Consider the following 26,159-nt stretch of genomic DNA (forward strand, 5'->3'; position numbering starts at 1 on the left):
TCAGTTCTTCAGGTCTTCAGCACCCTGCAACGGCTCGTCACCTAACTTCAAGTCGGTGCCATGGCTGACTTCTTCCTCTTCAAACATGCGCCAGGTCCTGTCGCCTTCGACCCCCAGCAGTTCGACGAAGCGCCGCCCCTCGACTTTGTCGGTCACCTGGCCGATGTAACGCCCAGGCTCGCTCTGGCTGCGGGTGAGCACGACCTTGCGGTCTTTCTCCGGCTGGGTCGGCGAAATCAGGTTCAGCTCCAGAGTAGTCGGCCCGCTGTTGCCGGTGAGGAACAGTTCCACTTCACCGGTCAGTTCATCCAGGTGCAGGGTGGCGCGCATTTGCAGGGTCTGGGCCAGCAGTTCGCGGTCCAGGGAGCGGTTGATGCCTTTGCCGGCCTCGTAGTAGTTGTCGTTGACCAGGTTGTCCGGGTTGTTCACCGCGATGGTCACCATGGACAAGGTCAGCGTCACCGAGCAGGCCAGGATGGCAATGATGATCCAGGGCCAGAGGTGCTTGTACCAGGGGCTTGCGGCAGTTGCTACGGGCATTGTTCTGCTCTCTTTTAACGAATTTGTGGGCCGATGAACCGGCTCTTGGCTTCAACGTGGACGCTGTCATCGTCAGCATCCTTGAGGATGAATTTCACCTCGTTGGTGCTCGATGGCAATTGTTCCGGCGCGCTCGACAGCTCCACCGGCATAGTGAAGATTTCCCCGGCGGCGACCTTGATCTCGCGCTTGCCTTGCAGCTTGAGGTCCGGCAGGCCGCTGGCGTCCAGCACGTAGGTGTGGTCGTGCTGGTCCTTGTTCATGATTTTCAGGCTGTAGACGTTCTCGATCCGCCCTTCGGCGTTTTCGCGGTAGAGCACGCGGTCCTTGCTGACGTCGAAACCCACCAGCGAGCGCATGAAAAACGCCGTGGCCAGCAGGCTGATCATCGCCAGCAGCACCAGCGCATAGCCGATCAGGCGCGGGCGCAACTTGTGGGTCTTTTGCCCCGACAGGTTATGTTCGGTGGTGTAGCTGATCAACCCGCGAGGGTAGTCCATCTTGTCCATGATGGTGTCGCAGGCGTCGATGCAGGCGGCGCAGCCAATGCACTCGATCTGCAGGCCGTCACGGATGTCGATCCCGGTGGGGCAGACCTGCACGCACATGGTGCAGTCGATGCAATCCCCCAGGCCCTGGGCCTTGTAGTCGATGCCTTTCTTGCGTGGGCCACGCACTTCGCCACGACGCGGGTCATAGGAGACGATCAGGGTGTCCTTGTCGAACATCACGCTCTGGAAGCGCGCATACGGACACATGTAGATGCACACTTGTTCACGCAGCCAGCCGGCGTTGCCGTAGGTGGCGAGGGTGAAGAAGCCGACCCAGAAGTACGACCAGCCATCGGCTTGGCCGGTGAAGAAGTCGAAGACCAGTTCGCGGATCGGCGAGAAGTAGCCGACAAAGGTCATGCCGGTAACAAAGCCGATGATCAGCCACAGGCTGTGCTTGCTGAGTTTACGCAGGAACTTGTTGGCGCTCATTGGCGCCTTGTCCAGCTTGATCCGCTGGTTGCGGTCGCCTTCGGTGACCTTTTCGCACCACATGTAGATCCAGGTCCACACGCTTTGCGGGCAGGTGTAGCCGCACCAGATCCGCCCGGCGTACACGGTGATAAAGAACAGGCCAAAGGCCGAGATGATCAGGATGCCCGACAGCAGGATGAAGTCCTGGGGCCAGAATGTCGCACCGAAAATGAAGAATTTACGCTCTGGCAGGTTCCACCAGACGGCCTGGTGCCCGCCCCAGTTCAGCCACACCGTACCGAAGTACAGCAGGAACAACCCGGCACCGCCGAGCATCCGCAGATTGCGGAACATCCCGGTGAACGCACGGGTGTAGATTTTCTCCCGCGAGGCGTAGAGATCGACGGTGTCGCTGGTTTTTTTGGCAGGCGGGGTAACGTCATGTACCGGAATCTGGTTGCTCATCATTGCATCCCACGGCAGTGGAGATTTGCCTCGGCCAGTACGTGCCAGCCGGGGTCAAAATAGGGGTCTTGCAGTGGCGTAATGATACGCCTGTAGTACCGATGAACGGGTGCGACCTTTGGTCGCGTTGGGGGAAATCAATTGATGGTGTACGTGACTTGAATCAATTGACAGGATGAGTATGGACGGTTTTTCAGGGCTCGAAGGTCATTCGTCCCATGGGTTGATCAGTGTCACACCGCTGCTTTGGAAGTCGGTGACATTGCGGGTGACCACGGTCAGGCCGTGAACCAGAGCGGTTGCGGCGATAAGCGCATCACTTTCGTTGGCACAATCGGGCACATGTAGGCTGGCGCAGCGCAATGCCACGGCAGCGTCAATTGGCAGGATTCTGGCATCGAAGGCCGGCATGACGTGGCGTTTGAGCCAGGTGCGCAAGACCTTGCCCTGCGCGGGGTCACGGCGCTCCATTCGCAGCACCCCAGTCTCCAGTTCCTTCAAGGTAATCGCCGAAATATACATGCGCGGTGCGGCGACGGTTCTGGCCCAGGCCACCACATTTTTGTCGGCTTGGGGTTTGCGTAACTCGGAAATGACGTTGGTATCGAGCAGATACATCAGGAGAGGTCCACGGGTCGGTGTGTAATCACGGCACGCTCGGTTTCAAACTCGATATCCGCCGCTTCGGGCATCACCAACAGGTCAACGATATCGGCGTTGATGCCTGTCAATTTTTGGTAGTCCTCAATACTTAGCAGTACATGGGCAGGCTTGCCTCGATCGGTAATAAAAACCGGTCCTTGGCGCGCGGCTTTTTTGGCACCGCTTGTGTCCTGGTTGAATTCGCGGCTGGAGATTGTCGTGATAGTCATGGGGCGCCTCCCAGCGGGATGGGTGAATGTAGTTACGTTACTACTACGCAGTTGCAAGCCACAAGCTTGAAGCTACAAACGGTCGATAGGCTTCACCAGAACCAAAAAAGCCCCGCCAGCATGCGCTGTACGGGGCTTTTTATTGGGGCTTGCAGCTTACTTCTGCTCTTGCTGCTCTTTGTGCGACAGGCTGTAAACATACGCCGCCAGCAAGTGCACCTTGTCGTTACCTTGCAGTTGCTCTTGCGCAGGCATTTGGCCCTGGCGGCCGTAACGGATGGTCTGCTGCAGTTGGGCGAAGCTGGAGCCGTAGATGAACGCGCCCGGGTGGGTCAGGTCGGGTGCGCCCATTGCTGGCGTACCCTTGCCGGCCGGTCCGTGGCAGGCCACGCAGTTGGCGGCGAAGAGTTTCTCGCCGTTGGCCACGTCGGCCTTGGCGCCTTCCGGCAGCTTGCGGCCATCGAGGTTGGTCAGCACGAAGCCGGCCACGTCAGCCACGCCTTGTTCGCCGATGACTTCAGCCCAGCCCGGCATCACTGCATGGCGGCCGGCCATGATGGTGGCCTTGATGGTTTCCGGCTCGCCGCCCCAGCGCCAGTCGGCGTCGGTCAGGTTGGGAAAGCCGTAGGCACCCTTGGCGTCGGAACCGTGGCAGACCGAGCAGTTGGAGGCGAACAGGCGGCCTCCCATCTTCAGCGCTTGCGGGTCCTTGGCCACTTCTTCAATAGGCATGGCCGCGAATTTGGCGAAGATCGGCCCGAACTTGGCGTCCGAGCGCGCCATTTCCTTTTCCCACTCGTGCACGCCAGTCCAGCCGCTCTGGCCGTTGGCGAATGGGGTTTGCTTGTCGTTATCGAGGTAGGCATAGCCCGGCAGCAGGCCTTTCCAGTTGCCCAGGCCCGGGTACAGCACCAGGTAGCCCAGGGCAAACACGATGGTGCCGACGAACAACATGAACCACCACTTTGGCAGTGGGTTGTCGTATTCCTCGATGCCATCGAACGAGTGGCCAACCGTCTCGTCCGTTTGTTCGGCGCGCTGGCCCTTGCGGGTCGACAGCAGCAGCCAGGTCAGGGCAAAAATGGTACCCAGACTGAGGACTGTGACGTACAGACTCCAGAACGTAGTCATTCTTTGTTACTCCTAGAAGCTTGCTCGACGTGCTTGATGGCTTCGGGATCATCCGCAAAAGGCAGCAAGGTCGCGTCTTCAAACTCTGACTTGCGCTTGGGGCTGAACACCCACAACGCCAGGCCGATAAAGGCCACCATCACGACAACGGTGCCCAGGCCTCGAATCATCCCGATATCCATTCAGATCACCGTTTGCTTTTGATGATGGTGCCCAGGCCTTGCAGGTAGGCCACCAGCGCGTCCATTTCGGTCTTGCCCTTGACGGCTGCCTGGGCACCGGCGATGTCTTCGTCGGTGTAAGGCACGCCGAGGGTGCGCAAGACTTCCATTTTCTTGGCAGTGTCTTTGCCGTCGAGCTTGTTTTCCACGAGGAACGGGTACGCCGGCATTTTCGACTCGGGCACCACGTTGCGCGGGTTGTACAAGTGCGCACGCTGCCAGTCATCGGAGTAACGACCACCCACGCGGGCCAGGTCCGGACCGGTACGCTTGGAGCCCCACAGGAACGGGTGGTCCCACACGCTTTCGCCGGCGACCGAGTAGTGGCCATAGCGTTCGGTTTCAGCACGGAACGGGCGGATCATCTGCGAGTGGCAGCCGACACAGCCGTTGGCGATGTACACATCGCGACCTTCCAGTTCAAGGGCGGTACGTGGCTTCATGCCTTCGACCGGCTTGTTGGTCACGTCCTGGAAAAACAGCGGAACGATCTGGGTCAGGCCGCCGATACTCACGGCGATGACCATGAAGAAGGCCAGCAGGCCGATATTCTTCTCGACTACTTCATGCTTCATCAGTGAGCTCCCACGACGGCGATCTTGGTGGCGGCTTCAGCCTCTACAGGGTTGGAGGCACGCACGGTGCGCCACACGTTGTAGGCCATGAACAGCATGCCGCTGGCAAAGAACGCACCACCGAGGGCACGGACGATGAAACCAGGATGGCTGGCTTGCAGCGCTTCGACGAAGGAGTAGGTGAGGGTGCCGTCGTCGTTGATCGCACGCCACATCAGGCCCTGGGTGATGCCGTTGACCCACATCGAGGCGATGTAGAGCACGGTGCCGATGGTGGCCAGCCAGAAGTGGGTATTGATCAGGCTGGTGCTGTGCATCTGCGCCCGGCCATAGAGCTTGGGAATCATGTGATACAGCGCGCCGATGGAGATCATCGCTACCCAGCCGAGGGCGCCGGCGTGGACGTGGCCGATGGTCCAGTCGGTGTAGTGGGACAGCGAGTTGACGGTCTTGATGGCCATCATCGGCCCTTCGAAGGTCGACATGCCGTAGAACGCCAGCGATACCACCAAAAAGCGCAGGATCGGGTCGGTGCGCAGCTTATGCCAGGCGCCCGACAGGGTCATCATGCCGTTGATCATGCCGCCCCAGCTCGGAGCCAGCAGGATGATCGACATGGCCATGCCCAGGGACTGTGCCCAATCTGGCAGTGCGGTGTAGTGCAGGTGGTGCGGACCGGCCCAGATATACAGGGTGATCAGCGCCCAGAAGTGCACGATGGACAGGCGATAGGAGTAGATCGGACGCTCGGCCTGTTTCGGCACGAAGTAGTACATCATCCCCAAAAAGCCGGTGGTCAGGAAGAACCCTACGGCGTTGTGGCCGTACCACCACTGGATCATCGCATCGGTCGCACCGGCGTAGGCCGAGTAGGACTTGAAGAAACTCACCGGCAGGGACGCGTGGTTGACGATGTGCAGCATCGCCGTCACGACAATGAATGCGCCGTAGAACCAGTTGCCAACATAGATGTGCTTGGTCTTGCGCTTGACGATGGTGCCAAAGAACACAATGCCGTAGGTCACCCAGACGATCGCCAGAAGGATGGCAAGGGGCCATTCCAATTCCGCGTATTCCTTGGTGGTGGTGAAGCCCATTGGCAGGGTGATGATGGCGCCGACAATCACCGCTTGCCATCCCCAGAAGGTGAAGGCGGCGAGACCATCGGAAATCAGTCGCGTCTGGCAGGTTCGCTGCACGACATAGTAGGAAGTGGCAAACAGTGCACATCCGCCGAAGGCGAAGATCACCAGGTTGGTGTGCAGTGGGCGTAGGCGTCCAAACGTCGTCCATGGCAGGTCGAAGTTCAACTCCGGCCAGACCAGTTGCGAGGCGATGAAGACACCGAGCCCCATGCCAAGGATCCCCCAGACCACCGTCATGATGGCGAACTGGCGGACTACCTTATAGTTATAAGCAGTCGGACTGATTGCTGTGCTCATTCTAAGGTTCCACGGTTTAGGTGTTTTATTAGGATAAAAATCGGTCGCAAGTATGGAGAAAGCGAGGTGCCATTGCAACGTAACGCTGACCTGCGTCAATGCTTTACAAACCAGATTCTGCGCCCTTTCCATGTTTGGCGTAAGGACAAAATCAAAAATGAAAAGCTGACGGGTTGGACAGGAATTTTGAGGGGGCGCAGGTACTTGTAGCGAGGTATGTACAAACAAGCTGGCGAAGTGACGAATGGTCAATGGCACGACAGCCGGTAACTGCCAGCCTTTGCGCCTGTCACCCTGCTGGAGTGTCTGACTCATCGAGTGCAAGTCGAGCTGCGACCGATCAACGCCGGCCCACTGTGGAAACAAGCGTAGACCCGAATGGCGAGAGGGGAAAGGTGTGCTTTAGAAGGGTGTGACAATCTGGCGCAGGGCGCAGCGGTTAGTAGCAAGCTGCAAGGGGCAGGTTTGGAGCGGGGAGAGGGAGGGCTGCAAGAGCCGAGTTGAGAACTCTTCTCTTGCAGCGTGCAGCTTGAAGCTTACTTCTGCTCTTTCTGCGACAGGCTGTAGACGTAGGCCGCCAGCAGGTGGACCTTGTCGTTGCCTTGCAGAGCTTCCTGCGCCGGCATCTGGCCCTGGCGGCCGTGACGGATGGTCTGCTGCAACTGCGCAAGGCTGGTGCCGTAGATGAAACCGGCAGGCTGCGTCAGGTTTGGCGCGCCCATGGCTTCAACGCCGTGGCCTTCTGGGCCGTGGCAGGCCACGCAGGTGGTGTCGAACGCTTGCTTGCCAGCAGCCAGGTCGACCTTGCTGTCAGCCGGCAGCGGCAACTTGGCCAGGTCGTGGCGCACATAGGCCGCGACGTTTTTCACCCCGTCCTCGCCCAGCACTTCACCCCAGGCCGGCATGGCGGCGTGGCGACCGTTCATGATGGTCAGCTTGATCGCGTCTGCCGAACCACCCCAGCGCCAGTTGTCGTCCGCCAGGTTCGGGAAGCCGTAGGCGCCCTTGGCATCGGAGCCGTGGCACACCGCGCAGTTGGAGGCAAACAGGCGGCCGCCCATTTTCAACGCTTGCGGGTCCTTGGCCACTTCTTCCACGGGCATGGCTGCGAATTTGGCGAAGATCGGCCCAAACTTGGCGTCGGCCTTGGCCATTTCCTTGTCCCATTCCTTGGTCTGGGTCCAGCCGTCTTCATAGCCCGGCAACACGCCTTTCCAGTTGCCCAGGCCCGGATAGAGGATCAGGTAGCCGACGGCAAACACCAGGGTGCCGGCGAACAACATGAACCACCACTGGGGCAGGGGGTTGTCGTACTCCTCAATCCCGTCGAAGGCGTGGCCCATGGTCTGGTCGACGCTGCCCTTGGTCTCGCCCTTGCGGGTGCCGAACAGCAGCCAGGTCAGGCCGATCAGGCTGCCGAGGGTCAGTACACAGATCCATGTACTCCAAAAGGTAGTCATGGCCGAATGCTCCTTGTTACAGGCTCTTCTTGAGCGTCGGATGGGGTGTCGATGGCGTCAGGCTTAGGCTCATCGGCAAATGGCAGCAGGCAGGCCTCGGCGAACTCCGGGTTGCGCTTGGAGTTGAACACCCACAGCGACAGGCCGATGAAGGCAATTGCCACCACCAGCGTGCCGAGGCCGCGGATCATTCCGGTATCCAGTTCAAAACCCATGGTTCACCTCTTGCTCTTGATTGCAGTGCCGAGCACTTGCAGGTAGGAGACCAGGGCGTCCATTTCGGTCTTGCCCTTGAGGCTGTCCACGGCCGCGGTGATGTCTGCGTCGGTGTACGGCACGCCGAGGGTGCGCATGACCTTGAGCTTGGTTTCGGTGTGGCTGCTGTCGACCTGGGCGGTGACCAGCCATGGGTAGGCCGGCATCTTCGACTCAGGCACAACGTTGCGCGGGTTGTACAAGTGCGCGCGGTGCCAGTCGTCGGAGTAGCGCGCGCCAACGCGGGCCAGGTCCGGACCGGTACGCTTGGAACCCCACAGGAACGGGTGATCCCACACGCTTTCGCCGGCGACCGAGTAGTGGCCGTAGCGTTCGGTCTCGGCGCGGAACGGCCGGATCATCTGCGAGTGACACTGTACGCAGCCTTCGCGGATGTAGATGTCACGGCCTTCCAGTTGCAGCGCGGTGTAGGGCTTCATGCCTTCGACCGGCTTGTTGGTGACGTCCTGGAAGAACAGCGGGACGATCTGCGTCAGGCCGCCGATACTCACGGCAAGCACCATCAGCAGCATCAATAGGCCGACGTTCTTTTCAATCGTTTCGTGTTTCATCATCGACTCCTCAGGCCATCTGCGCCGCAGCGGCCACTTCGGCAGGTTGTGCCGAACGCACGGTGCGCCAAGTGTTGTAAGCCATCAGGAACATGCCGCTGAGGAAGATCGCTCCGCCCACCAACCGCACGATGAAGCCTGGGTGGCTGGCCACCAGGGTTTCGACGAAGGAGTAGGTCAGGGTGCCGTCTTCGTTGACCGCACGCCACATCAGGCCTTGGGCAATGCCGTTGACCCACATCGAAGCGATGTAGAGCACGGTGCCGATGGTCGCCAGCCAGAAGTGCGCGTTGATCAGGCCGAGGCTGTACATCTGCTCGCGACCGAAGATTTTCGGGATCATGTGGTACAGCGCGCCGATGGAGATCATCGCTACCCAACCGAGGGCGCCGGCGTGTACGTGGCCGATGGTCCAGTCGGTGTAGTGGGACAGGGCGTTGACCGTCTTGATGGCCATCATCGGCCCTTCGAAGGTCGACATGCCGTAGAACGCCAGCGATACAACGAGGAAGCGCAGGATCGGGTCGCTGCGCAGCTTATGCCAGGCGCCCGAGAGGGTCATCATGCCGTTGATCATGCCGCCCCAGCTTGGCGCCAGCAGAACCAGTGACATCACCATGCCCAGGGACTGTGCCCAGTCCGGCAGCGCGGTGTAGTGCAGGTGGTGAGGACCGGCCCAGATGTACAGGGTGATCAGTGCCCAGAAGTGCACGATGGACAAGCGATAGGAGTAAACCGGACGCTCGGCCTGCTTGGGCACGAAGTAGTACATCATCCCCAAAAAGCCCGCAGTGAGGAAGAAACCTACGGCGTTGTGGCCATACCACCACTGCACCATGGCATCCGTCGCACCGCCGTACAGCGAGTAGGACTTGGTCAGGCTGACCGGGATTTCCAGGTTGTTGACGATATGCAGGATCGCCACGGTGATGATGAACGCACCGAAGAACCAGTTACCGACATAGATGTGCTTGGTGTTGCGCTTGGCCACGGTGCCGAAGAACACGATGGCGTAGGCGACCCAGACGATGGTGATCAGGATGTCGATCGGCCATTCCAGCTCGGCGTATTCCTTGGAACTGGTGTAGCCCAGTGGCAAGCTGATTGCTGCCAGCAGGATCACCAACTGCCAGCCCCAGAAGCAGAACGCGGCGACTTTCGGCGCGAACAGCTGGGTCTGGCAGGTGCGTTGCACCGCGTAGAAGGAGCTGGCAAACAGCGCGCAGCCACCAAACGCGAAAATCACCGCGTTGGTGTGCAGTGGGCGCAATCGACCGAAACTGGTCCAAGGCAGGTTGAAGTTGAGTTCGGGCCATACCAACTGGGCGGCGAGAAAAACCCCGAGCCCCATGCCGACGATGCCCCACACCACCGTCATAATGGCGAATTGGCGGACCACCTTGTAGTTATAGGCGGTACTTAAAGTAGTGTTCATGGTTCCCCATCCACGGTTCAACCCAAGCAGATGCGGCACTTGGGCTGGAGTTATAGGCAGACTAAAAAGCGAGGCAAGCATGGGCAAAGAGCACAAGGCCAGTATTGACGGGGATCAATGGGCGCAGTGTGTGCGTGAACACGGGTGGTTATGGAATGCGGCCACGAGCGTTGACGCGGGCCAATCACCAACGCTGATCCTGGCTCACGGTGCCGGCGCGCCGATGGACTCGGGCTTTATGGACGACATGGCTGTACGCCTTGCCGGGCATGGCGTGAACGTGTTGCGCTTCGAGTTTCCCTACATGGCCCAGCGCCGTGTGGATGGCGGCAAACGCCCGCCGAACCCGGCGCCAAAACTGCTGGAATGCTGGCGCGAGGTATATGCCCAGGTGCGACGTCATGTCGCTGGGCCTTTGGCGATTGGCGGCAAGTCCATGGGCGGGCGGATGGCCAGTTTATTGGCCGATGAATTGGCGGCAGATGCACTGGTGTGCCTGGGGTATCCGTTCTATGCGGTGGGTAAGCCAGAGAAGCCACGGGTCGAGCATCTGGCAGGGCTAAAGACCACGACCTTGATTGTGCAGGGCGAACGCGATGCGCTGGGCAATCGGGCGGCGGTGGAGGGGTATGTATTGTCGCCGAGCATCGAGGTGATGTGGCTGGTGGCGGGGGATCACGATTTGAAGCCGTTGAAGGCTTCGGGGTTTACCCATGAGCAGCATCTGGAAGCTGCGGCGGGGAAGGTGGCTGGTTTTCTCGGCACCCGTTAGGGCCTCATCGCAGGCAAGCCAGCTCCCACATTTTGAATGTATTCACAGATCAAAATGTGGGAGCTGGCTTGCCTGCGATAGCAATCTAGCGGTTAAACCGCTCCACCAGCGAATACTGCGTATTGGCCGTATGGGTCAGCTCTTCACTCAACTGCGCCGAATTCAACGCCTGCTCCGAAGTCTGGTCCGCCAGCAGCGCAATGGTGCTGATATTGCGGCTGATCTCTTCGGCGACCGAGCTTTGCTCCTCGGTCGCGGCGGCGATCTGGGTGGTCATGTCGGTAATGTGCGCCACCGCCTCGCTGATCCCCACCAGCGCCGCGTCCGCTTCCATCACTCGCGCCACGCCTTCTTCGGCCTGGCGATGCCCGGCATCCATGGTCTGCACGGCGGTGCTGGCGGTCTGTTGCAACTTGGCGATCAGGGCATGGATCTGCCCGGTGGATTCGCTGGTACGTTGCGCCAGTTGCCGCACTTCATCGGCCACCACCGCAAACCCGCGGCCCATTTCACCGGCGCGCGCCGCTTCGATGGCGGCGTTCAGGGCCAGCAGGTTGGTCTGGTCGGCAATGCCCTTGATCACATCCACCACGCCGCCGATCTCGTCGCTGTCCTTGGCCAGTTGGGTCACGGTCACGCCGGTTTCCCCAACCACCACTGACAGGCGCTGGATGGCTTCGCGGGTTTCGCCCGCGATATCACGCCCGCGCCCAGTCAGGCGATTGGCCTCCTGGGTGGCGTCAGCCGTACGTTGTACATGGCTGGCGACTTCCTGGGTGGTGGCGGCCATCTGGTTGACGGCGGTGGCTACCTGCTCGGTCTCCACGCGCTGGCGTTCCAGGCCGGTCGAGCTGTTGTGGGCCAGGGTGTTGGACTGACGCGCCTGGTCGTTGAGGTGTTCGGCGGTGTCCTGCAAGCGGGTCAGGCAGGTCTTCAGGCGGGCTTCCTGGCTGAGGATCGACATCTCCAGGCGTGCTTGCGCGCCACGGCTGTCGGTGTACATCTGCGCGATGAGCGGGTCGGAGGTGGTCTGTTCGGCCAGGCGCAACAGGCGCTTGAGACCGCGCTGCTGCCAGCTCAGGCCGAGCAGGCCCAGCGGCACCGACAGTGCGGCGGCCAGGGCAAAACCCCAGTGGGAGTTGAACCAGATGCCGATCAGGAAGCTCAACTGGCTGACCAGGATAAACGGCAGCCAGTCCTGCAACACCGGCAGCCATTTATCACTGCGCGGGATGGCCGACTTGCCCTGGTTGATCCGCTGGTACAGCGCTTCGGCACGGCGGATCTGCTCGGCGGTCGGCTTGACCCGTACCGACTCGTAGCCGATCACCTGTTCGCCGTCGAACACCGGGGTCACATAGGCGTTGACCCAGTAGTGATCGCCGGTCTTGCAGCGGTTCTTGACGATGCCCATCCATGGCAAGCCTTGTTTGAGCGTCGCCCACATATGCGCGAACACCGCGGCCGGCACATCCGGGTGGCGAACCAGGTTGTGCGGGGCGCGCATCAGTTCATCCCGGGAAAACCCACTGATTTCGACGAACGCGTCGTTGCAGTAAGTGATCACGCCTTTGGCATCGGTCGTGGAGATCAACCGTTGTTGAGCGGGGAAGGTACGTTCGCGCTGGGTAACGGGTTGGTTATTACGCATGATTGATCAATCCGCAAGGCTTTGACAGGTTGTCGGCCCCGGCGCGCTTTTATTTAACTTATTTTTGCAATAATCGGCGGGCGCTTATCGGGTGCTCAGAATGTCGATCGCCATGTGTTGCTGGATGGTCGTGCGTGCGTAATCGCGAATGAATGCCGAACGGTCGGTGGGTTCGAGCCTGAGTCGAGCCAGGGCGGCGATGGCGGACTCCAGGTCTGCGGGGGCAAACACTGCGGTGTTGGCGATATGGGTGGTGGCGAAGTGTTTTGAGTAACCATCCAGGCCCGCCAGGATCGGCTTGCCGGTGGCGGCGTACTCGAACAGTTTTGAGGGTATGACTTTGAGGAATGCCTTGAACGTATTCAGGTGCAAAAACAGCACATCGGCCTGGCGATAGTGATTGATGAGCTGGGCGCGGGGCATGGGGGCAATCAGCTCGACATTGGTGATGCGCAGGCGTTGCAGCTCATCGCGCAATTTGTGCAGGGTGCCGCCATGGCCAATCACATAAAAGCTGGCACGGTCGGTCAACCGTTGCGCCAGTTGCGGGATGATTTTCTCCAGGCCCTGGCCGGCGCCGATGTTGCCGGCATACAGGATTTTCAATCGGCCGGCAGGTGCGCAGGGTATGCCTTGGGAGAGCGCTGACTGGAAAAACAGATCGTCAATGCCATTGGTAAAGGTGGCAAACCTCTTGTGCGGATAGCGCGCGACGAAGTAACCGAGAAACCCCGGTGACACCAGGTTGATCCGCGAGGCCTGGTTGATCGTCAGTCGCTCGACCACGGCAAACAGCCGGGCGAGGATGTTGCCGCGCAGGCCAGGGAAAAGCTCGGGTAGCACATCGACGAAAATATCGCGGATATCCAGATAGAGCGGGGTCTTGCGTGCCCGGGCAATAGAGGCCGCCAGCGCGGCGGTCATCAGCCGCGAGGAGGAGGCAAGGATCAAGTCGTACTCCTTGCCCTTTATCGCTTTGCGTACGCCATGGGCATAGGCCGCAAACCCCCTTGCCTGATCGCGGAGGTTGTTGGGGGGCCTAGGCAGGGCTATGCGCGTAATACTAAGCCCCGGTCGTTGTGGGCCATCGCTGCCTGCCACGTAAGAGGCGGCATAGCGGTTGGGACAAGTGGTGAGCAAGTCGATCTGCGCCTCGCCGCCAGGGTGTGCGAGCAGGGCCTCGACCATCGCTTCGACCCGAAATGCTGCCAGGTCAGGTGGGTAGTAGTAGCTCAACAACAGGATGCGCATCGTCATGGATGCACCTGGCCCATGCCCGTCAACCGGTAGTACAGCGTCACCAGCTCTGGCTCCTGCTGTTCCCAGTTCAGGTACCTGGCGGCAATTCGTGTGTTGCCGGCATACCTGCGGCGTAGCACCGGGTCATCCAGCAAATGCCTGAGAGCCGCGCGCAATTGCAGGTCGTCACCGGCCGGCACCAGCAACCCGATGTCATGGGCTTTGACAATCCGGCGAATCTCCGGGAAGTCCGTGGCTATTACCGGCAGCCCGGCGATCACGTACTCGAACAGCTTGTTGGAGTCGGTGGTGAAGTGGTTCAGGCAGGTGTTTTCGATGGGTTGCACGCCAATATCGGCTGATGCGGTGTAGCTGGGCAGATCCGCCAGGGGCACCATGGGGATAAAATGCACGCGCTCGGCCAGGCCCAGTTCATCGCGCAATGCCAGCAGCGGCCCGCACAGATTTCCGCCCCCAATCAACACGAAATAGGCATCCGGTACGCTTGCCGCTACCCGCAGCAGGCGCTCCAGCCCGCGTCCCTGCTGCAATCCGCCCTGATAGACGATGATCGGCCAGGGCTGTACCAGCCCCAGTTCATGGCGGATCCGTTGTGTTGGCGGGCTGCTGCTCAACCGTGGCCGATTCTGCAGCACCAGCGGGCGGGCGATGGCGTAGGCGCGGGCAAAGAACTTCGCCCGCGTCTCGGTGGTGGTGATGTTGCCGTCAGTCCTGGGCATCAGCGTGCGCTCGACCCGCGCCACCCACTGGCGATAGCGCCCGTAACCTTCGCGGCTGGTGCTGATTTCATGGGCGTCATACACCAGCTTGGCCCCGCTGAGCCGGGCGGCGAGCCAGGCGCTGGGCAGGGTATTGACGTCATGGGCATGGATCACCGTTGCGCGATGCCAGGCGATACGGGTCACCAGGTCGATATGTGTCCATACCCGCGCAAGTACGCGCAGCACTGACATTGGCTTGCCAGTCGCCGACGCGCCCCTCGATTGTTGCGCCTTGGCGCTGCGCCACCGCCATAACGGACGCCGCGCGACCCGTATCACCTGAGTGCCATCCGCGAGGGTTTCTTTTTGGCAGGTTATACCTGGGGTATGCAGGGCAAACACCGTGACTTGATAGCCCGCCGACTGAAGTGTCTGGGCCTGTTTCAACACGCGGGCGTCGTTGCGAAATTCGTTCCATACGAGCATGGCAATACGAGTCACGGGAACCCACTCCTGTTCGGCACGTTGGCAATCAATAGGCGAAGAACAGCGCATTGATTTTCTGTTGATGGTTTTTCAGGTAGATAGCGTCCTCAATCATCGACTTGAGCCGGGCAAGGCTTTGCCGGACCAGAATCAATGAAATGAGCGCGATAGAGATGGGGGCAGGTGTCATGTACAGAAAGTCCATGACCATGAAGGCAAATGTCCCCAGGAACCCCAGGGACGAAAGTGCATTGAGCAACGCATGATGGTGGCGCTGCACAATTGAACGTATGCGGTGTTTACGGTTGTATAAAACGATGATCAGTGTCGTGACCCCCGCAATATAGGCCAGGGCAATGGTCAGCAGCGCCGGGTAGATGTAAAGCAATAGGCCCAGGGCAATGGTCACAAAACTGGCCGCAGACAAGCCTCGGGTGAGCCTGGAGAACGCCAATACTGCCAGAGGTCGCTGGTTACCCAGACTGTTGGACTTCTGGTTGTGGTTCATTAGTTGGTAGGCGCCCGTTCTTGAATAACGTGACGCGATAACTTCCGACAGCAAATAGAGGCCATAAAACACAGCGGTCAATAAACTGAGGCCAATAATCAGCCAGGGTTTGCTGAACGACTTGAATGCCTGCGGCAAATATTCGGGAATTGACTCGGAGCCCAGCAGGATGAGGATTTTCAGCGGTAACAGGAACGTTACGATCAATAGGCCTTGCGCGCAAAAATGTGCGGTATGGGCGGTGAAAGTTGCGGTCGGAGTGACTCGTATGAATTTACGAGCCAATGACATGCACCAGCCGAGTGTCGATAGCAGGATTATCTGGAGTGTCGACTCTTTCTCGATGGTCATTTGTGTCTCGTATGAGGTTGAGTTCAGCTTTTGAAATCTGCAGCGTGTCGCTTTGCATGACCACGCGTTGTCTGGCGCTCAGGGATTTTTCCTGGAAAGTGCAGGGGTGCAGGAACAGGGTTTCAATGGCTTCGCTCAGCTCGATGAAACTTTCCGGGGCCGCTAGGAAACCACTGTTGTCATCGACAAACTCCGGTATTGCCCCGACTCGATTGGTGATCGGTACCAGGCCCGAGGCCATTGCTTCATCACGAGAGACACCTTGGGTATCCATGCGGCTGGGGCACAGGAATACCCCATAGTGTTTGTGCAGTTCGGCGATTTCGGACTGTTTCAAGTAGCCCCTTTCAATCTGTACGTTGGGGTATTGGCGCAGGGGCGCCAATGTCTCCTCGAATAACGGCCCATCCCCGATCAGGCGAAACTGCAGTTCACTGAACCAGGGCTTTTGCGCCAGCAACTGGATGGCCTTGACGCTCAGGTCATTGGCATAGGTGCGCGATGCATAAGGGCGGATCGAGAGGATTTTCTTGCGCTGTTCCGGCGGTTTTTCCTGATAGGAAAACAACTGGGTATTGATCGGGTTGTGAATGATCCGGTACTGGCTTTTTGGCAGGCGAAAGCCCAGGTCTTCCATGACCTCTTCGGCAAAGTGATGCGATACGAACACCAACTGCAAATTGGCCGGCATGGGGTTTAGCAGCTTGCGCCAGAAGCCCATGCGCCGCTCGCTTTCGAGCTTGCCCAGTTGCCGTTGCGCATCGCTGCCGTAGTTGTGCGCCCGACGCCACCATGGCTGGATTTCGGAACCGTGCACCCAGACGATGGTGGGGATGGCGTGCAGGCGCAGGACTTCCCACATCTGCGGGTCCAGAAAATGCACCAGCACCGATTGATAACACCTTGACCCAAGCATGTTGGCCAGGGCTGCCTGGGAGCCAGTGATGACATCGACGTTTTCAAACTCTTGATAGCTGACCGGCTCATTCGCGCGCAGGCGAAACACATCCACCGGCAAGCCTTGTGCTTGATAGGCGCTCACACGGGTGTGCAAAAAGCCGTTGCGGTACAGATCGTCATAGGCCGGGTAGTGGTTGGTCAGCAGTAGGTGCCCGGCCTTGGCGAGCAGGGTGGATGGCTGGATATCACGATGGCCGAGGACCAGTTCCTTGATCGTGGAACTGCCGCTTGCGTAAGCACGGATTCCCAGGCGCACGTAGGCGGTTTCGGGAGGGACCTCGCAGCTCTGGTTGCGATTGGCCGTTTGCAGCAGATGGCTGATGCGTTGTTTCTGTGCATCCAGGAACAGGACGACCAACTGAATGTTCAAGCCTGGGGTGGCGTCGAGGAACAGTTGCATAGGCGCGTCGGTTGCCAGTTGGGCCACGGGCAGTTCCTGCCTGGCGTAATGGTACTCGTGCCTACCGTCCGCCAGGGATGAGGAGATATGCCAGGTATCGGCATCGACCTTGGTTTGCAGGAACTTGCTGGCGATAGGGGCAAACAGTTTCGCCAGGGCTGCACCACTGATGTACGGCGTACTGGCGCTCGCTTGCAGCGGGGGAATGGTTTCGGCGTGCCGTTGCAGGGTGGCGAGGCTCACACCGCTATCCACCGCAAGATCATCCACCATGGCGCTGACCTGCTGCGGGTGGGTGCCCGCCGCGTTTTTGCAGTAGTTGAAGACGTCGCTCGCCAGGGCCTTCGGGTTGCGGTACTCAAGGGAGGGCAGGGCGTGGAGCCAGTCGCCAACCGTTTGGCTGGCCAGCAATGAGGGCTTGATCAGCGCGCAACGGGCGGCGATGGCGCTGGCGCAGCGGTAGTCCTGCCCGGCATTGTGCAGGTGGATGCCATGCTCATCGGCTACGTAGTGCGCCGCCTTGCCGATCACGTTGGCCTGGCTGTAGCGCGTGGCCAGGGCCAGGTCGAGCAGGTAGTGGGGGCCGTAGTAGTCCTGCGCGACCATCGCGCCAACCCAGGCGGCGCCGTTGGCCAGTTCAGCCACGGTAACGGCGTTCAATTGCGTGCGGCTGATCAGGTGTAATCGCGGGTCTGTTGCGGTTACGCCCGTGTTCACCACGACCTTCATGATGATATTGCTGTAGCGCTGGCGCTGCAGGTGCCGGGTCAGTGCCAGCAGCTCGGCATTGTTGAGCGCATTGGCGATGATGCAAATCTTGGGCAAGGGATCGTCTTGGGGCGTGCCGCTGACTTTGGCCATGACATAGCGCAAGCGATGGGCGTAGGTATGTTCCTGCATCACTTTGCGCAAGCCGGCCAGGCGCAGTCTGGCGCTATGTTGCGGGTTATCCGCCAGCGCCTTGAGCCGGTTGAGCATGTGCGCACTGTTGTCGGTGGTAATTACCAGATCACCCAGCAATACGCGCAGGCCGCGGGAAAAATTGCTGACAGTCAGGGTGTTGGAGCCCAGCAGCTCGAAGACGCGCCGCGCGAACATGGACTGGGATTGCTTGATCGAGTTGAGGTTGACCCCGTAGCGATAGCCTTTGTAGGCCAGGTCCATGTGTGCAGGGCTCAACGTGCCGACGATGTAGGGTTGATATTCGGCGGGGAACTGATAGTTGGCGTCTTGTTTGCCGAAGTTGCGATCAAAGATCTCCAAGGGGCGCAAGCGTGGCAGTTCGCTGATGAGATTGACCAGGTCACGGGTCCGTTCGGGATAACGGACGTAGTAGGCACCGGCAAAGCAGAACCCGTCCTTGCGTTCATACAGCTCAATCGGGTTGTGCACCACGGGCTGGCAGGCAAAGGGCAGCAGGTAGACACGCTCGTGTCCCAATGCGCCTTTATAGCGCTGAATGCAGTCGATATCGGTGGTGAATACAAAGTCCAATTGCTTGGCCGTGTTGAGGAAGGTTTCGTAGTGCACGGGGTCTTCCTTGTTCCAGAACACCGTGGGCACGCCGTGCTCCTTGCACCACTGCAAGGTGCCCCGCAGTTCCTCGCAGTTGTGCCCCACTTTGTTGTGCCACAAGTCATCCTTGCCGCGCCAAGCCGACTCGATAAACAGAAGCTCGGGTTGGAACGCTTCAAGTTCTGCCAGGTAGTGGGCCGGGGTCAGTTGCAGCAACTGGCATTCGTGGCGGTAGGCATCGTAGGTAAACGGGTCCATCACGCAGGCCACTCTCAGTGGCTGGGCATTGCCCTGGGCGCCTGGCAACAGGTGGTCGTGGATGTAGTCGGCCTCTGCCAGCGGACGGGGCCGGGGTGTCGCTGTAACCGGTGCCGTGGCTGGCAGCGGCTGCCGTGGGTGCTCAGCGCTTGCTTGCTGGGTGATCGGACGGCTCCTGCGGGCCTGGCGGTACAGCCTGAACAAGATCGCTGGCAGGCGCAGCAATGCACCCAGCGAGCGGGTGCCGGCCTTCAATTGATAACCCAATTGATAGGTCAGGCTGGCGCGCGTCTTGATCAGCCGCTGTTCTGCCAGGTGGCGCTTGGCATTGGCACTGTGCAGGTTGTCGTTGAGCGTGGCGATCTGCTCACGGGCTTGGCTGAGGGCAGCCTGCAGCTGTTCGCTGGTAGCGCGTTGCTCCTCCAGGTCGTGGCGCACTTGCTTGTGTGCGGCGCGTTCCATCGCATTCATTATCGGTACCTCTCAGGCTGCCAGCACGCCGGCAGCATCAATCACCAGAAGGCCATCGCGCAGGGCGGGCATCGAGACGAACTCGCGGTGCCTGACCAGCAACACATGAATCTGTGCGCGCTCGAGGGCGTCGACGGTGTCGGTCAGCGAGTGCATGGCCATGTCGGCGGGCAGCGCCTCGATGTTGGGCTCCACCAGCAGCAGCTTGACCCCCAGTTCCTGGCCCAGTTGCCGGGCGATACTCAAGGCCGGGCTTTCACGCAAATCATCGATATCGGCCTTGAATGCCAGGCCATAGCAGGCAATGCGCACGCTGCCGGCCTGCAGGTCGGTACGCTTGAGCAGCAGGGATGCCAGCGCCAGCTTGACCTGCTGGATCACCCACTGCGGCTTATGCTCATTGACCTCCCGCGCCGTGCGGATCAAACGCGCCAGGTCCGGGCTCTTGCTGACGATGAACCACGGGTCGACGGCAATGCAGTGCCCGCCCACACCCGGCCCTGGCTGGAGGATGTTCACCCGCGGGTGATGGTTGGCCAGGCGAATCAGCTCCCAGGGGTTGATCTTCAACTGTGCGCAGATCATTGAAAGCTCATTGGCAAAGGCGATATTGACGTCGCGAAAGCTGTTTTCCGTGAGCTTGCACATCTCTGCCGTGCGTGCGTCGGTCTCGATGCATTGGCCTTTGACGAATGTCCGGTACAACTGGGTGGCGGCCGCCGAGCACGCCGGCGTCAGGCCGCCGATGATCCGGTCATTGCTCACCAGCTCGCGCAGTACATGGCCCGGCAACACACGCTCCGGGCAGTGGGCAACGCGGATATCACTGGTTTGGCCGTGGGTCGCCGGGAAGGTCAGGTCGGGTCGTGCCCGGGCGAGCCACTGGGCCATGCGCTCGGTAGTGCCCACTGGTGAGGTGGATTCGAGGACGACCAGGTCGTGTTTTTTCAGCACCGGAGCCAGGGCTTCGATAGCGGCCCGGATGTAGCTCAGGTCAGGTTCATGGTTGCCCGTGAACGGCGTGGGAACGGCGATCAGGAACGCCTCGGCAGGCTCCACCGTAGTGGTTGCCCGTAGGTAGCCTTGGGTGATCACCCCGTGGACCAGCAGCTCCAGCTCGGGCTCGACAATATGCACGGCTCCGCGATTGATGATGTCCACGGTGCGCTGGTTGATATCCACGCCGATCACCTGCTTTTTGCGCGAGGCAAAAATGGCCGCGGTGGGCAGGCCAATGTAGCCCAGGCCCATGACGCAAATCTTCTCGACATTCATGCAGCGGCCTCGCTTTTTTGCGGCAGGTCCAGCAACGCAGCCCGGATACGCACGCAAGCATTCCCGTCGCCATAAGGGTTATGGGCGATGCTCATTTGCCGATAGGCGGCCTCGTTCTCCAGCAACTGGTTAAGGTGGTGGGTGATGCAACTGACCTCGGTGCCGACCAGCCTGACGGTGCCTGCCGCCACAGCCTCGGGGCGCTCGGTGGTATCGCGCATCACCAGTACCGGCTTGCCCAGGGCGGGCGCTTCCTCCTGGATGCCGCCCGAGTCGGTGAGAATCAGGTAGGCGCGGGTCATCAGGTACACGAAGGGCAGGTAATCCTGCGGGGCGATCAGGTACACATTGTCGATCCCGGCCAACAGGCGTTTTACCGGCTTCTGCACATTGGGGTTCAGGTGCATCGGGTAAACAAAGGCCACCTCTGGAAAGCACCGGGCGCTGTCTGCCAGGGCCTGGCAGATACGCTCCAGACCCTCGCCAAAGTTTTCCCGGCGATGCCCGGTTACCAGCACCATGCGTTGCCCCTTGGGCAGGAACGAAAACTGTCGATCAAGCCGGGCGCGCATCGGCATCAGCTTCTCTACCACGCTGAGCAGCGCATCAATCACGGTATTGCCCGTGACATGGATCCTGTCCGGGGCCACGCCTTCCTTGAGCAGGTTTTGCCGGGAGGTTTGCGTGGGGGCAAAGTGCAGCGTCGCCAGGCTGCCGGTCAGGCGTCGATTGCCTTCCTCCGGCCAGGGTGAATACAGGTCGTTGGTACGCAGCCCGGCCTCGATGTGGGCAATCGGAATCTGCCGGTAATAGGCCGCCAGGCTGGCAGCGAAGGTGGTAGCGGTGTCGCCATGGACCAGGATCACATCCGGCTTGAAGTCATCCAGCACTGCCTGGAGCCCCTGGATGATGGCCGTGGTCACATCTGTCAGGTTTTGCCCGGCTTTCATGATGTTCAGGTCATAGTCCGGCACCAGTTCAAACAGCTCGAGAACTTGATCCAGCATCTCGCGGTGCTGCGCGGTGACGCAGACCCTCGAGTCGAAATGGGCATCGCTTGCCAGTTGGATCGCCAGCGGTGCCATTTTAATGGCCTCCGGGCGAGTGCCGAAGATGGACAGGGTCTTGAGAGGCATGGGCGTGGGTTCTTATTGGATGCCTGACACACAGGCGTGGGTTGCCTCATCGCAACCCCGGCAATTGAAACGCTGCTGGTTGGGTGAGTACGAAAGCTCCTAGGCATTCTGCCGAACGGGGGGAGGGGCGACCACTGACCGTCCGGCTAGGTTTTATCGAGCGCCGAACACACAAAAGCCGCCCGAAGGCGGCTTTTGTGTTCAGTGCAGAGGGACTGCTCAGCCCGCCAGCATCGGGTAGGTAAACAAGCCGAAATGCAGGAGGTTCAAGCCAAAGTGCGTGGCAATCGCTGCGCCCAGGCCGCCGAAGCGGTAGGCCAGGCCATACCCCGCGCCGGCGATACTGGCCAGCAGCACCCACTGCCAACCCGCGCCCACATGCACCAGGCCAAACAGCAGCGAAGCCAGTAGCAAGGCGAGGTTTTCGCCATAGGGCAGTTGTTTGAAGCGCCGGCTCAGGCCGCCCTGGATGTAGCCGCGAAACAGTGCCTCCTCAACCAGGGTCACCAGCAACAGGTTGTTCAACACCCAGAGCCAGGCCTGGTCCGGCCATTTGGGGGCCCAACTGATGATGCCCAGCAGTACCGCACCGCCAAGGGCGGCGATGGTGGTCAGGGTCAAGGCCAGGGCCGTGGCGTAGATCGACAGGCGCAACGGGCGGCGAGCGACGATCCACGGGCAGGCGAGCAGCAGCCAGAAGCCGATCAGCGGCTTGTCCTGGTTCAGGTACATCGAGAAGGGCACTGCATCGGCCGTGAAGCGCTGTGGGTCGATGCCGCGACCGTTGTAGAAACCGGGCAGCCAGTGCATCGCCAGGCCCAGGGCCAATACGATGAACAGGCCATGGCCGAGGTAGCGGGCCCAGGGGATGTGTTGTTGGCGCACGGCATACCCGGCGCCCCCCAGTAAACCGACCGATACCAGCGCCAGCAACCCCAGTTGTCCATAGGTCAGGGCCAGCGCATAGCCAATCGAAAGAAGCGCCAGGTACAGCCAGGGTAAAGCAGCAAACATGAGAAGTCCTTGTGACGGTCAAGCGGGCGCTCAGCATTAATCGGCGCCCAGGAATCAGCGGCCGATTATACGGAGCGCCATTGATCACTTAAATGAAAAAACCGCCATCTGGACATTGGTTGGATGGCGCGGCGGCAACTAAGCTTTTTTCACGCTTACGAACAGAGGGAGTATCTGCTCAGCAGGAGTTGAAGGTGTATCTGTCAGGCGGAGTATGCAGCGCAAGAGGCGTGTTCCCGACTTTCAGAGGCTTTTACAATGAATGATCATCAACTGATTAAAGAATGGGCCGACGCATGGTCCACTTCCTCCAAACAGCGATTTCTCGCGATCTTTGCAGATGATTGCATTTACGAGGATGTCGCGGCTGAAATGAAAATGAAGGGGAAACCCGAGTTAGGCGGGTTTTTCGACTTGATCAGGCAAGCCTTGCCGGACTTCAAGGTGTTCGAGGAAGTGATCAGCCTGGGAGAGGGCGGCGGCACTATTCAATGGCATATGACAGGCACGCACAAAGGGGCGTTGTTTGATCGGGCTGCAACCCATAAAGAGATTTTGGTTCGCGGGGTGTGCGTGATTAAAACCGCCAATAGTAAAATCATCGAGTGCACGGATTACTACAATATGGCCACGTTGTTCAAACAACTGGGATTTAAAGACCAATAAACCTGTGAACAAACAGCACACCCCTCAGCGAGAGGTGTGCTGCGCGGTTTACGAAGCGATCAGTTGACGCAGTACATAGTGCAGAATCCCACCCGCCTTGAAGTATTCAACTTCATTGAGGGTGTCGATCCGGCACAGCACCTCGACCTTCTCGCTGCGGCCATCCTCGCGGGTAATCACCAGCGTCAGGTTCATCCGTGGCTCGATCTGGGCATCGGTCAGGCCGAGAATGTCGATCTTCTCCTTACCGGTCAGTTGCAGCGCCTTGCGGTTCTGGTCCAGCTTGAACTGCAGCGGCAGCACGCCCATGCCCACCAGGTTGGAGCGGTGGATGCGCTCGAAGCTCTCGGCAATCACCGCCTTGACCCCCAGCAGGTTGGTGCCCTTGGCGGCCCAGTCGCGGCTGGAGCCCGTGCCGTATTCCTGGCCGGCGATCACCACCAGTGGCGTGCCGGACGCCTGGTACTTCATGGCCGCATCGTAGATCGGCATCTTCTCGCCGGTGGGAATGTAGAGGGTGTTGCCCCCTTCTTCGCCGCCAAGCATTTCGTTGCGGATACGGATGTTGGCGAAGGTACCGCGCATCATCACTTCATGGTTGCCACGGCGCGAGCCGTAGGAGTTGAAGTCCCGCGGTTCCACGCCCTGTTCGCGCAGGTAACGGCCGGCCGGGCTGTCGGCCTTGATATTGCCGGCCGGGGAGATGTGGTCGGTGGTTACCGAGTCGCCAAGCAGGGCCAGGATATTGGCACCCTGCACATCCTTGATCACCGGCAGCGGCCCGGCGATGTCATCGAAGAACGGCGGGTGCTGGATATAGGTGGAGTCTTTTTGCCACACATAGGTCGCGGCCTGCGGCACTTCAATGGCTTGCCACTGTGCGTCGCCGGCAAACACCTCGGCGTATTCCTTGTGGAACATGCTGGTGCTGACCTGGGCCACCGCGTCGGCGATCTCCTGGCTGCTGGGCCAGATATCGCGCAGGTAGACCGGCGCACCATCCTTGCCGGTGCCCAGGGGCTCGCTGCTGATATCAATGCGCACGGTCCCGGCCAGGGCATAGGCCACCACCAGCGGCGGCGAGGCCAGCCAGTTGGTTTTCACCAGCGGATGCACGCGGCCCTCGAAGTTACGGTTGCCGGACAGCACCGACGCCACGGTCAGGTCGGCTTTCTGGATGGCTTTCTCGATAGGCTCGGGCAATGGCCCGGAGTTGCCGATGCAGGTGGTACAGCCATAACCCACCAGGTCGAAGCCCAATTGGTCCAGGTAGGGGGTCAGGCCGGCGGCGTTGTAGTAGTCGGTGACCACCTTGGAGCCTGGCGCCAGCGAGCTTTTTACCCAGGGCTTGCGGCTCAGGCCCTTTTCCACGGCTTTTTTCGCGACCAGGCCTGCAGCCATCATCACGCTGGGGTTGGAGGTGTTGGTGCAGGAGGTGATCGCGGCGATCACCACCGCGCCGTTTTTCAGGCGATAGGTCTGGCCTTCAAAGTCGTAGTCGGCTTCACCCACCAGGTCGGCGTTACCCACCGCGACACCGCCGCCGCCTTCACTTTCCAGGCGACCTTCTTCCTTGCTGGCAGGTTTGAACTGCAAGTCGAGGAAGTCAGTGAACGCCTGGCTCACATCCGGCAGCGAGACTCGGTCCTGCGGGCGTTTGGGCCCGGCCAGGCTGGCTTCTACGGTGCCCATGTCGAGGGCCAGGCTGTCGGTGAACACTGGTTCTTCACCGGCATTGCGCCACAGGCCCTGGGCCTTGGTGTACGCCTCGACCAGCTTGACGGTGGCCGCAGGCCGGCCCGACAGGCGCAAGTAGTCCAGGGTCACCTCATCGACGGGGAAAAAGCCGCAGGTGGCGCCGTATTCCGGGGCCATGTTGGCGATGGTCGCGCGGTCGGCCAGGGGCAGGTCGGCGAGGCCGTCGCCATAGAACTCGACGAATTTGCCCACCACACCTTTTTTACGCAGCATTTGCGTGACCGTCAGCACCAGGTCGGTGGCGGTGATGCCTTCTTTCAACTTGCCGGTGAGCTTGAAGCCGATCACTTCCGGGATGAGCATCGACACCGGCTGGCCGAGCATCGCCGCTTCCGCCTCGATCCCACCCACGCCCCAGCCCAGGACGCCGAGGCCGTTGATCATGGTGGTGTGGGAATCGGTGCCCACCAGGGTGTCCGGGAAGGCGTAGGTGCGGCCGTCCTCGTCCTTGGTCCACACCGTGCGGCCCAGGTATTCCAGGTTGACCTGGTGACAGATGCCGGTCCCCGGTGGCACCACGCTGAAATTATCAAAGGCGCTCTGGCCCCAGCGCAGGAACGCATAGCGTTCACCGTTGCGCTGCATTTCGATATCGACGTTTTGCTCGAAGGCATCGGCGTTGCCGAACTTGTCGACCATCACCGAGTGGTCAATCACCAGGTCCACCGGCGACAGCGGGTTGATGCGCTGCGGATCGCCACCGGCCTTGGCCACGGCGGCGCGCATGGCGGCCAGGTCGACCACGGCGGGTACGCCGGTAAAGTCCTGCATCAGTACCCGGGCCGGGCGGTACTGGATCTCGCGGTCGGAGCGACGCTCCTTGAGCCAGGCGGCCAGCGCCTTGAGATCGGCTCCGGTCACGGTTTTTTCGTCCTCCCAGCGCAGCAGGTTTTCCAGCAGCACCTTGAGGGACATCGGCAACTTGTCCAGGTCACCCAGGCTCTTGGCGGCTTCGGGCAAGCTGAAGTAGTGGTAGGTCTTACTGTCGATTTGCAGGGTCTTAAGGGTTCTCAGGCTATCAACGGATGACATTACATGACTCCT

At 60.3% G+C, this 26,159-nt stretch carries 23 protein-coding genes; 2 read left to right on the forward strand and 21 right to left on the reverse strand.

Features of this window, described 5'->3' with window-relative positions; all coding sequences use genetic code 11:
- The 12 genes from HBO12_RS23270 to ccoN (HBO12_RS23325) all read right to left on the reverse strand — a co-directional run bounded on the left by HBO12_RS23270 (position 1) and on the right by ccoN (HBO12_RS23325) (position 9,933).
- Positions 1 to 540, reverse strand: coding sequence for a FixH family protein (locus HBO12_RS23270; protein ID WP_057960318.1), 540 nt, complete (start codon positions 538 to 540; stop codon positions 1 to 3).
- A gap of 14 nt (positions 541 to 554) precedes the next feature.
- Positions 555 to 1,970: a cytochrome c oxidase accessory protein CcoG gene (ccoG, locus tag HBO12_RS23275; RefSeq protein ID WP_169954207.1), complete on the reverse strand. Its 1,416-nt coding sequence runs from the start codon at positions 1,968 to 1,970 to the stop codon at positions 555 to 557.
- 207 nt (positions 1,971 to 2,177) lie between these two features.
- Entirely contained in the window at positions 2,178 to 2,588 is a 411-nt protein-coding gene (locus HBO12_RS23280; protein ID WP_169954206.1) for a type II toxin-antitoxin system VapC family toxin, read from the reverse strand.
- Positions 2,588 to 2,842 (reverse strand): type II toxin-antitoxin system Phd/YefM family antitoxin, encoded by a 255-nt coding sequence (locus HBO12_RS23285; RefSeq protein WP_169954205.1) that lies wholly within the window; start codon positions 2,840 to 2,842, stop codon positions 2,588 to 2,590. The genes HBO12_RS23280 and HBO12_RS23285 overlap by 1 nt, the downstream gene beginning before the upstream one ends.
- A gap of 156 nt (positions 2,843 to 2,998) precedes the next feature.
- Positions 2,999 to 3,973 (reverse strand): cytochrome-c oxidase, cbb3-type subunit III, encoded by a 975-nt coding sequence (gene ccoP / locus HBO12_RS23290; protein ID WP_170043329.1) that lies wholly within the window; start codon positions 3,971 to 3,973, stop codon positions 2,999 to 3,001.
- Positions 3,970 to 4,155: a CcoQ/FixQ family Cbb3-type cytochrome c oxidase assembly chaperone gene (locus HBO12_RS23295; protein WP_003175465.1), complete on the reverse strand. Its 186-nt coding sequence runs from the start codon at positions 4,153 to 4,155 to the stop codon at positions 3,970 to 3,972. Before HBO12_RS23295 ends, ccoP (HBO12_RS23290) begins: the two co-directional genes overlap by 4 nt.
- Before the next feature lie 5 nt (positions 4,156 to 4,160).
- Complete coding sequence (gene ccoO, locus HBO12_RS23300; RefSeq protein WP_029300047.1) at positions 4,161 to 4,769, reverse strand: cytochrome-c oxidase, cbb3-type subunit II; 609 nt, start codon at positions 4,767 to 4,769, stop codon at positions 4,161 to 4,163.
- The gene (ccoN, locus tag HBO12_RS23305) at positions 4,769 to 6,211 is read right to left on the reverse strand and encodes a cytochrome-c oxidase, cbb3-type subunit I (protein WP_057439486.1); all 1,443 of its coding nucleotides are present in this window, start codon (positions 6,209 to 6,211) and stop codon (positions 4,769 to 4,771) included. The genes ccoO (HBO12_RS23300) and ccoN (HBO12_RS23305) overlap by 1 nt, the downstream gene beginning before the upstream one ends.
- Before the next feature lie 536 nt (positions 6,212 to 6,747).
- Positions 6,748 to 7,671 (reverse strand): cytochrome-c oxidase, cbb3-type subunit III, encoded by a 924-nt coding sequence (ccoP, locus tag HBO12_RS23310; protein WP_169954203.1) that lies wholly within the window; start codon positions 7,669 to 7,671, stop codon positions 6,748 to 6,750.
- Positions 7,668 to 7,886, reverse strand: coding sequence for a cbb3-type cytochrome oxidase subunit 3 (locus HBO12_RS23315; RefSeq protein ID WP_169954202.1), 219 nt, complete (start codon positions 7,884 to 7,886; stop codon positions 7,668 to 7,670). The genes ccoP (HBO12_RS23310) and HBO12_RS23315 overlap by 4 nt, the downstream gene beginning before the upstream one ends.
- Positions 7,887 to 7,889: 3 nt before the next feature.
- Positions 7,890 to 8,498 carry a cytochrome-c oxidase, cbb3-type subunit II gene (ccoO, locus tag HBO12_RS23320; protein ID WP_029300055.1) on the reverse strand — a complete coding sequence of 203 codons (609 nt, stop codon included), beginning with the start codon at positions 8,496 to 8,498 and terminating at the stop codon, positions 7,890 to 7,892.
- A 10-nt stretch (positions 8,499 to 8,508) separates the two neighbouring features.
- On the reverse strand, positions 8,509 to 9,933 hold the full coding sequence (gene ccoN / locus HBO12_RS23325; protein WP_169954201.1) for a cytochrome-c oxidase, cbb3-type subunit I: 1,425 nt from the start codon (positions 9,931 to 9,933) through the stop codon (positions 8,509 to 8,511).
- 79 nt (positions 9,934 to 10,012) lie between these two features.
- Here ccoN (HBO12_RS23325) and HBO12_RS23330 point away from each other — a divergent pair, with 79 nt between their 5' ends.
- On the forward strand, positions 10,013 to 10,705 hold the full coding sequence (locus tag HBO12_RS23330) for an alpha/beta family hydrolase (protein WP_262377059.1): 693 nt from the start codon (positions 10,013 to 10,015) through the stop codon (positions 10,703 to 10,705).
- A gap of 85 nt (positions 10,706 to 10,790) precedes the next feature.
- Here HBO12_RS23330 and HBO12_RS23335 read toward each other — a convergent pair whose 3' ends face one another.
- The 8 genes from HBO12_RS23335 to HBO12_RS23370 form a co-directional block, all read right to left on the reverse strand.
- Positions 10,791 to 12,356, reverse strand: coding sequence for a methyl-accepting chemotaxis protein (locus HBO12_RS23335; RefSeq protein ID WP_038442232.1), 1,566 nt, complete (start codon positions 12,354 to 12,356; stop codon positions 10,791 to 10,793).
- An 84-nt stretch (positions 12,357 to 12,440) separates the two neighbouring features.
- The gene (locus HBO12_RS23340; RefSeq protein ID WP_170043330.1) at positions 12,441 to 13,613 is read right to left on the reverse strand and encodes a glycosyltransferase family 4 protein; all 1,173 of its coding nucleotides are present in this window, start codon (positions 13,611 to 13,613) and stop codon (positions 12,441 to 12,443) included.
- The gene (locus HBO12_RS23345) at positions 13,610 to 14,818 is read right to left on the reverse strand and encodes a glycosyltransferase family 4 protein (protein WP_346343193.1); all 1,209 of its coding nucleotides are present in this window, start codon (positions 14,816 to 14,818) and stop codon (positions 13,610 to 13,612) included. Before HBO12_RS23345 ends, HBO12_RS23340 begins: the two co-directional genes overlap by 4 nt.
- A gap of 31 nt (positions 14,819 to 14,849) precedes the next feature.
- On the reverse strand, positions 14,850 to 15,662 hold the full coding sequence (locus tag HBO12_RS23350; protein WP_170043331.1) for a hypothetical protein: 813 nt from the start codon (positions 15,660 to 15,662) through the stop codon (positions 14,850 to 14,852).
- On the reverse strand, positions 15,586 to 19,266 hold the full coding sequence (locus tag HBO12_RS23355; RefSeq protein ID WP_170043332.1) for a glycosyltransferase family protein: 3,681 nt from the start codon (positions 19,264 to 19,266) through the stop codon (positions 15,586 to 15,588). The genes HBO12_RS23350 and HBO12_RS23355 overlap by 77 nt, the downstream gene beginning before the upstream one ends.
- A gap of 12 nt (positions 19,267 to 19,278) precedes the next feature.
- Positions 19,279 to 20,541: a UDP-N-acetyl-D-mannosamine dehydrogenase gene (gene wecC / locus HBO12_RS23360; RefSeq protein ID WP_170043333.1), complete on the reverse strand. Its 1,263-nt coding sequence runs from the start codon at positions 20,539 to 20,541 to the stop codon at positions 19,279 to 19,281.
- Complete coding sequence (wecB, locus tag HBO12_RS23365) at positions 20,538 to 21,677, reverse strand: non-hydrolyzing UDP-N-acetylglucosamine 2-epimerase (RefSeq protein ID WP_169954196.1); 1,140 nt, start codon at positions 21,675 to 21,677, stop codon at positions 20,538 to 20,540. The genes wecC and wecB overlap by 4 nt, the downstream gene beginning before the upstream one ends.
- Positions 21,678 to 21,896: 219 nt before the next feature.
- Positions 21,897 to 22,691 (reverse strand): CPBP family intramembrane glutamic endopeptidase, encoded by a 795-nt coding sequence (locus HBO12_RS23370; protein ID WP_169954195.1) that lies wholly within the window; start codon positions 22,689 to 22,691, stop codon positions 21,897 to 21,899.
- 258 nt (positions 22,692 to 22,949) lie between these two features.
- Here HBO12_RS23370 and HBO12_RS23375 point away from each other — a divergent pair, with 258 nt between their 5' ends.
- Complete coding sequence (locus tag HBO12_RS23375) at positions 22,950 to 23,357, forward strand: ester cyclase (protein WP_170043334.1); 408 nt, start codon at positions 22,950 to 22,952, stop codon at positions 23,355 to 23,357.
- A gap of 48 nt (positions 23,358 to 23,405) precedes the next feature.
- Here the strand turns inward: HBO12_RS23375 and acnA are convergent, their stop codons facing one another.
- On the reverse strand, positions 23,406 to 26,147 hold the full coding sequence (gene acnA / locus HBO12_RS23380; RefSeq protein ID WP_170043335.1) for an aconitate hydratase AcnA: 2,742 nt from the start codon (positions 26,145 to 26,147) through the stop codon (positions 23,406 to 23,408).
- Positions 26,148 to 26,159 lie beyond the last annotated feature (12 nt).

It is taken from the genome of Pseudomonas sp. WS 5059 (assembly GCF_012985525.1).
In the GTDB taxonomy this organism is placed as follows: Bacteria; Pseudomonadota; Gammaproteobacteria; order Pseudomonadales; family Pseudomonadaceae; genus Aquipseudomonas.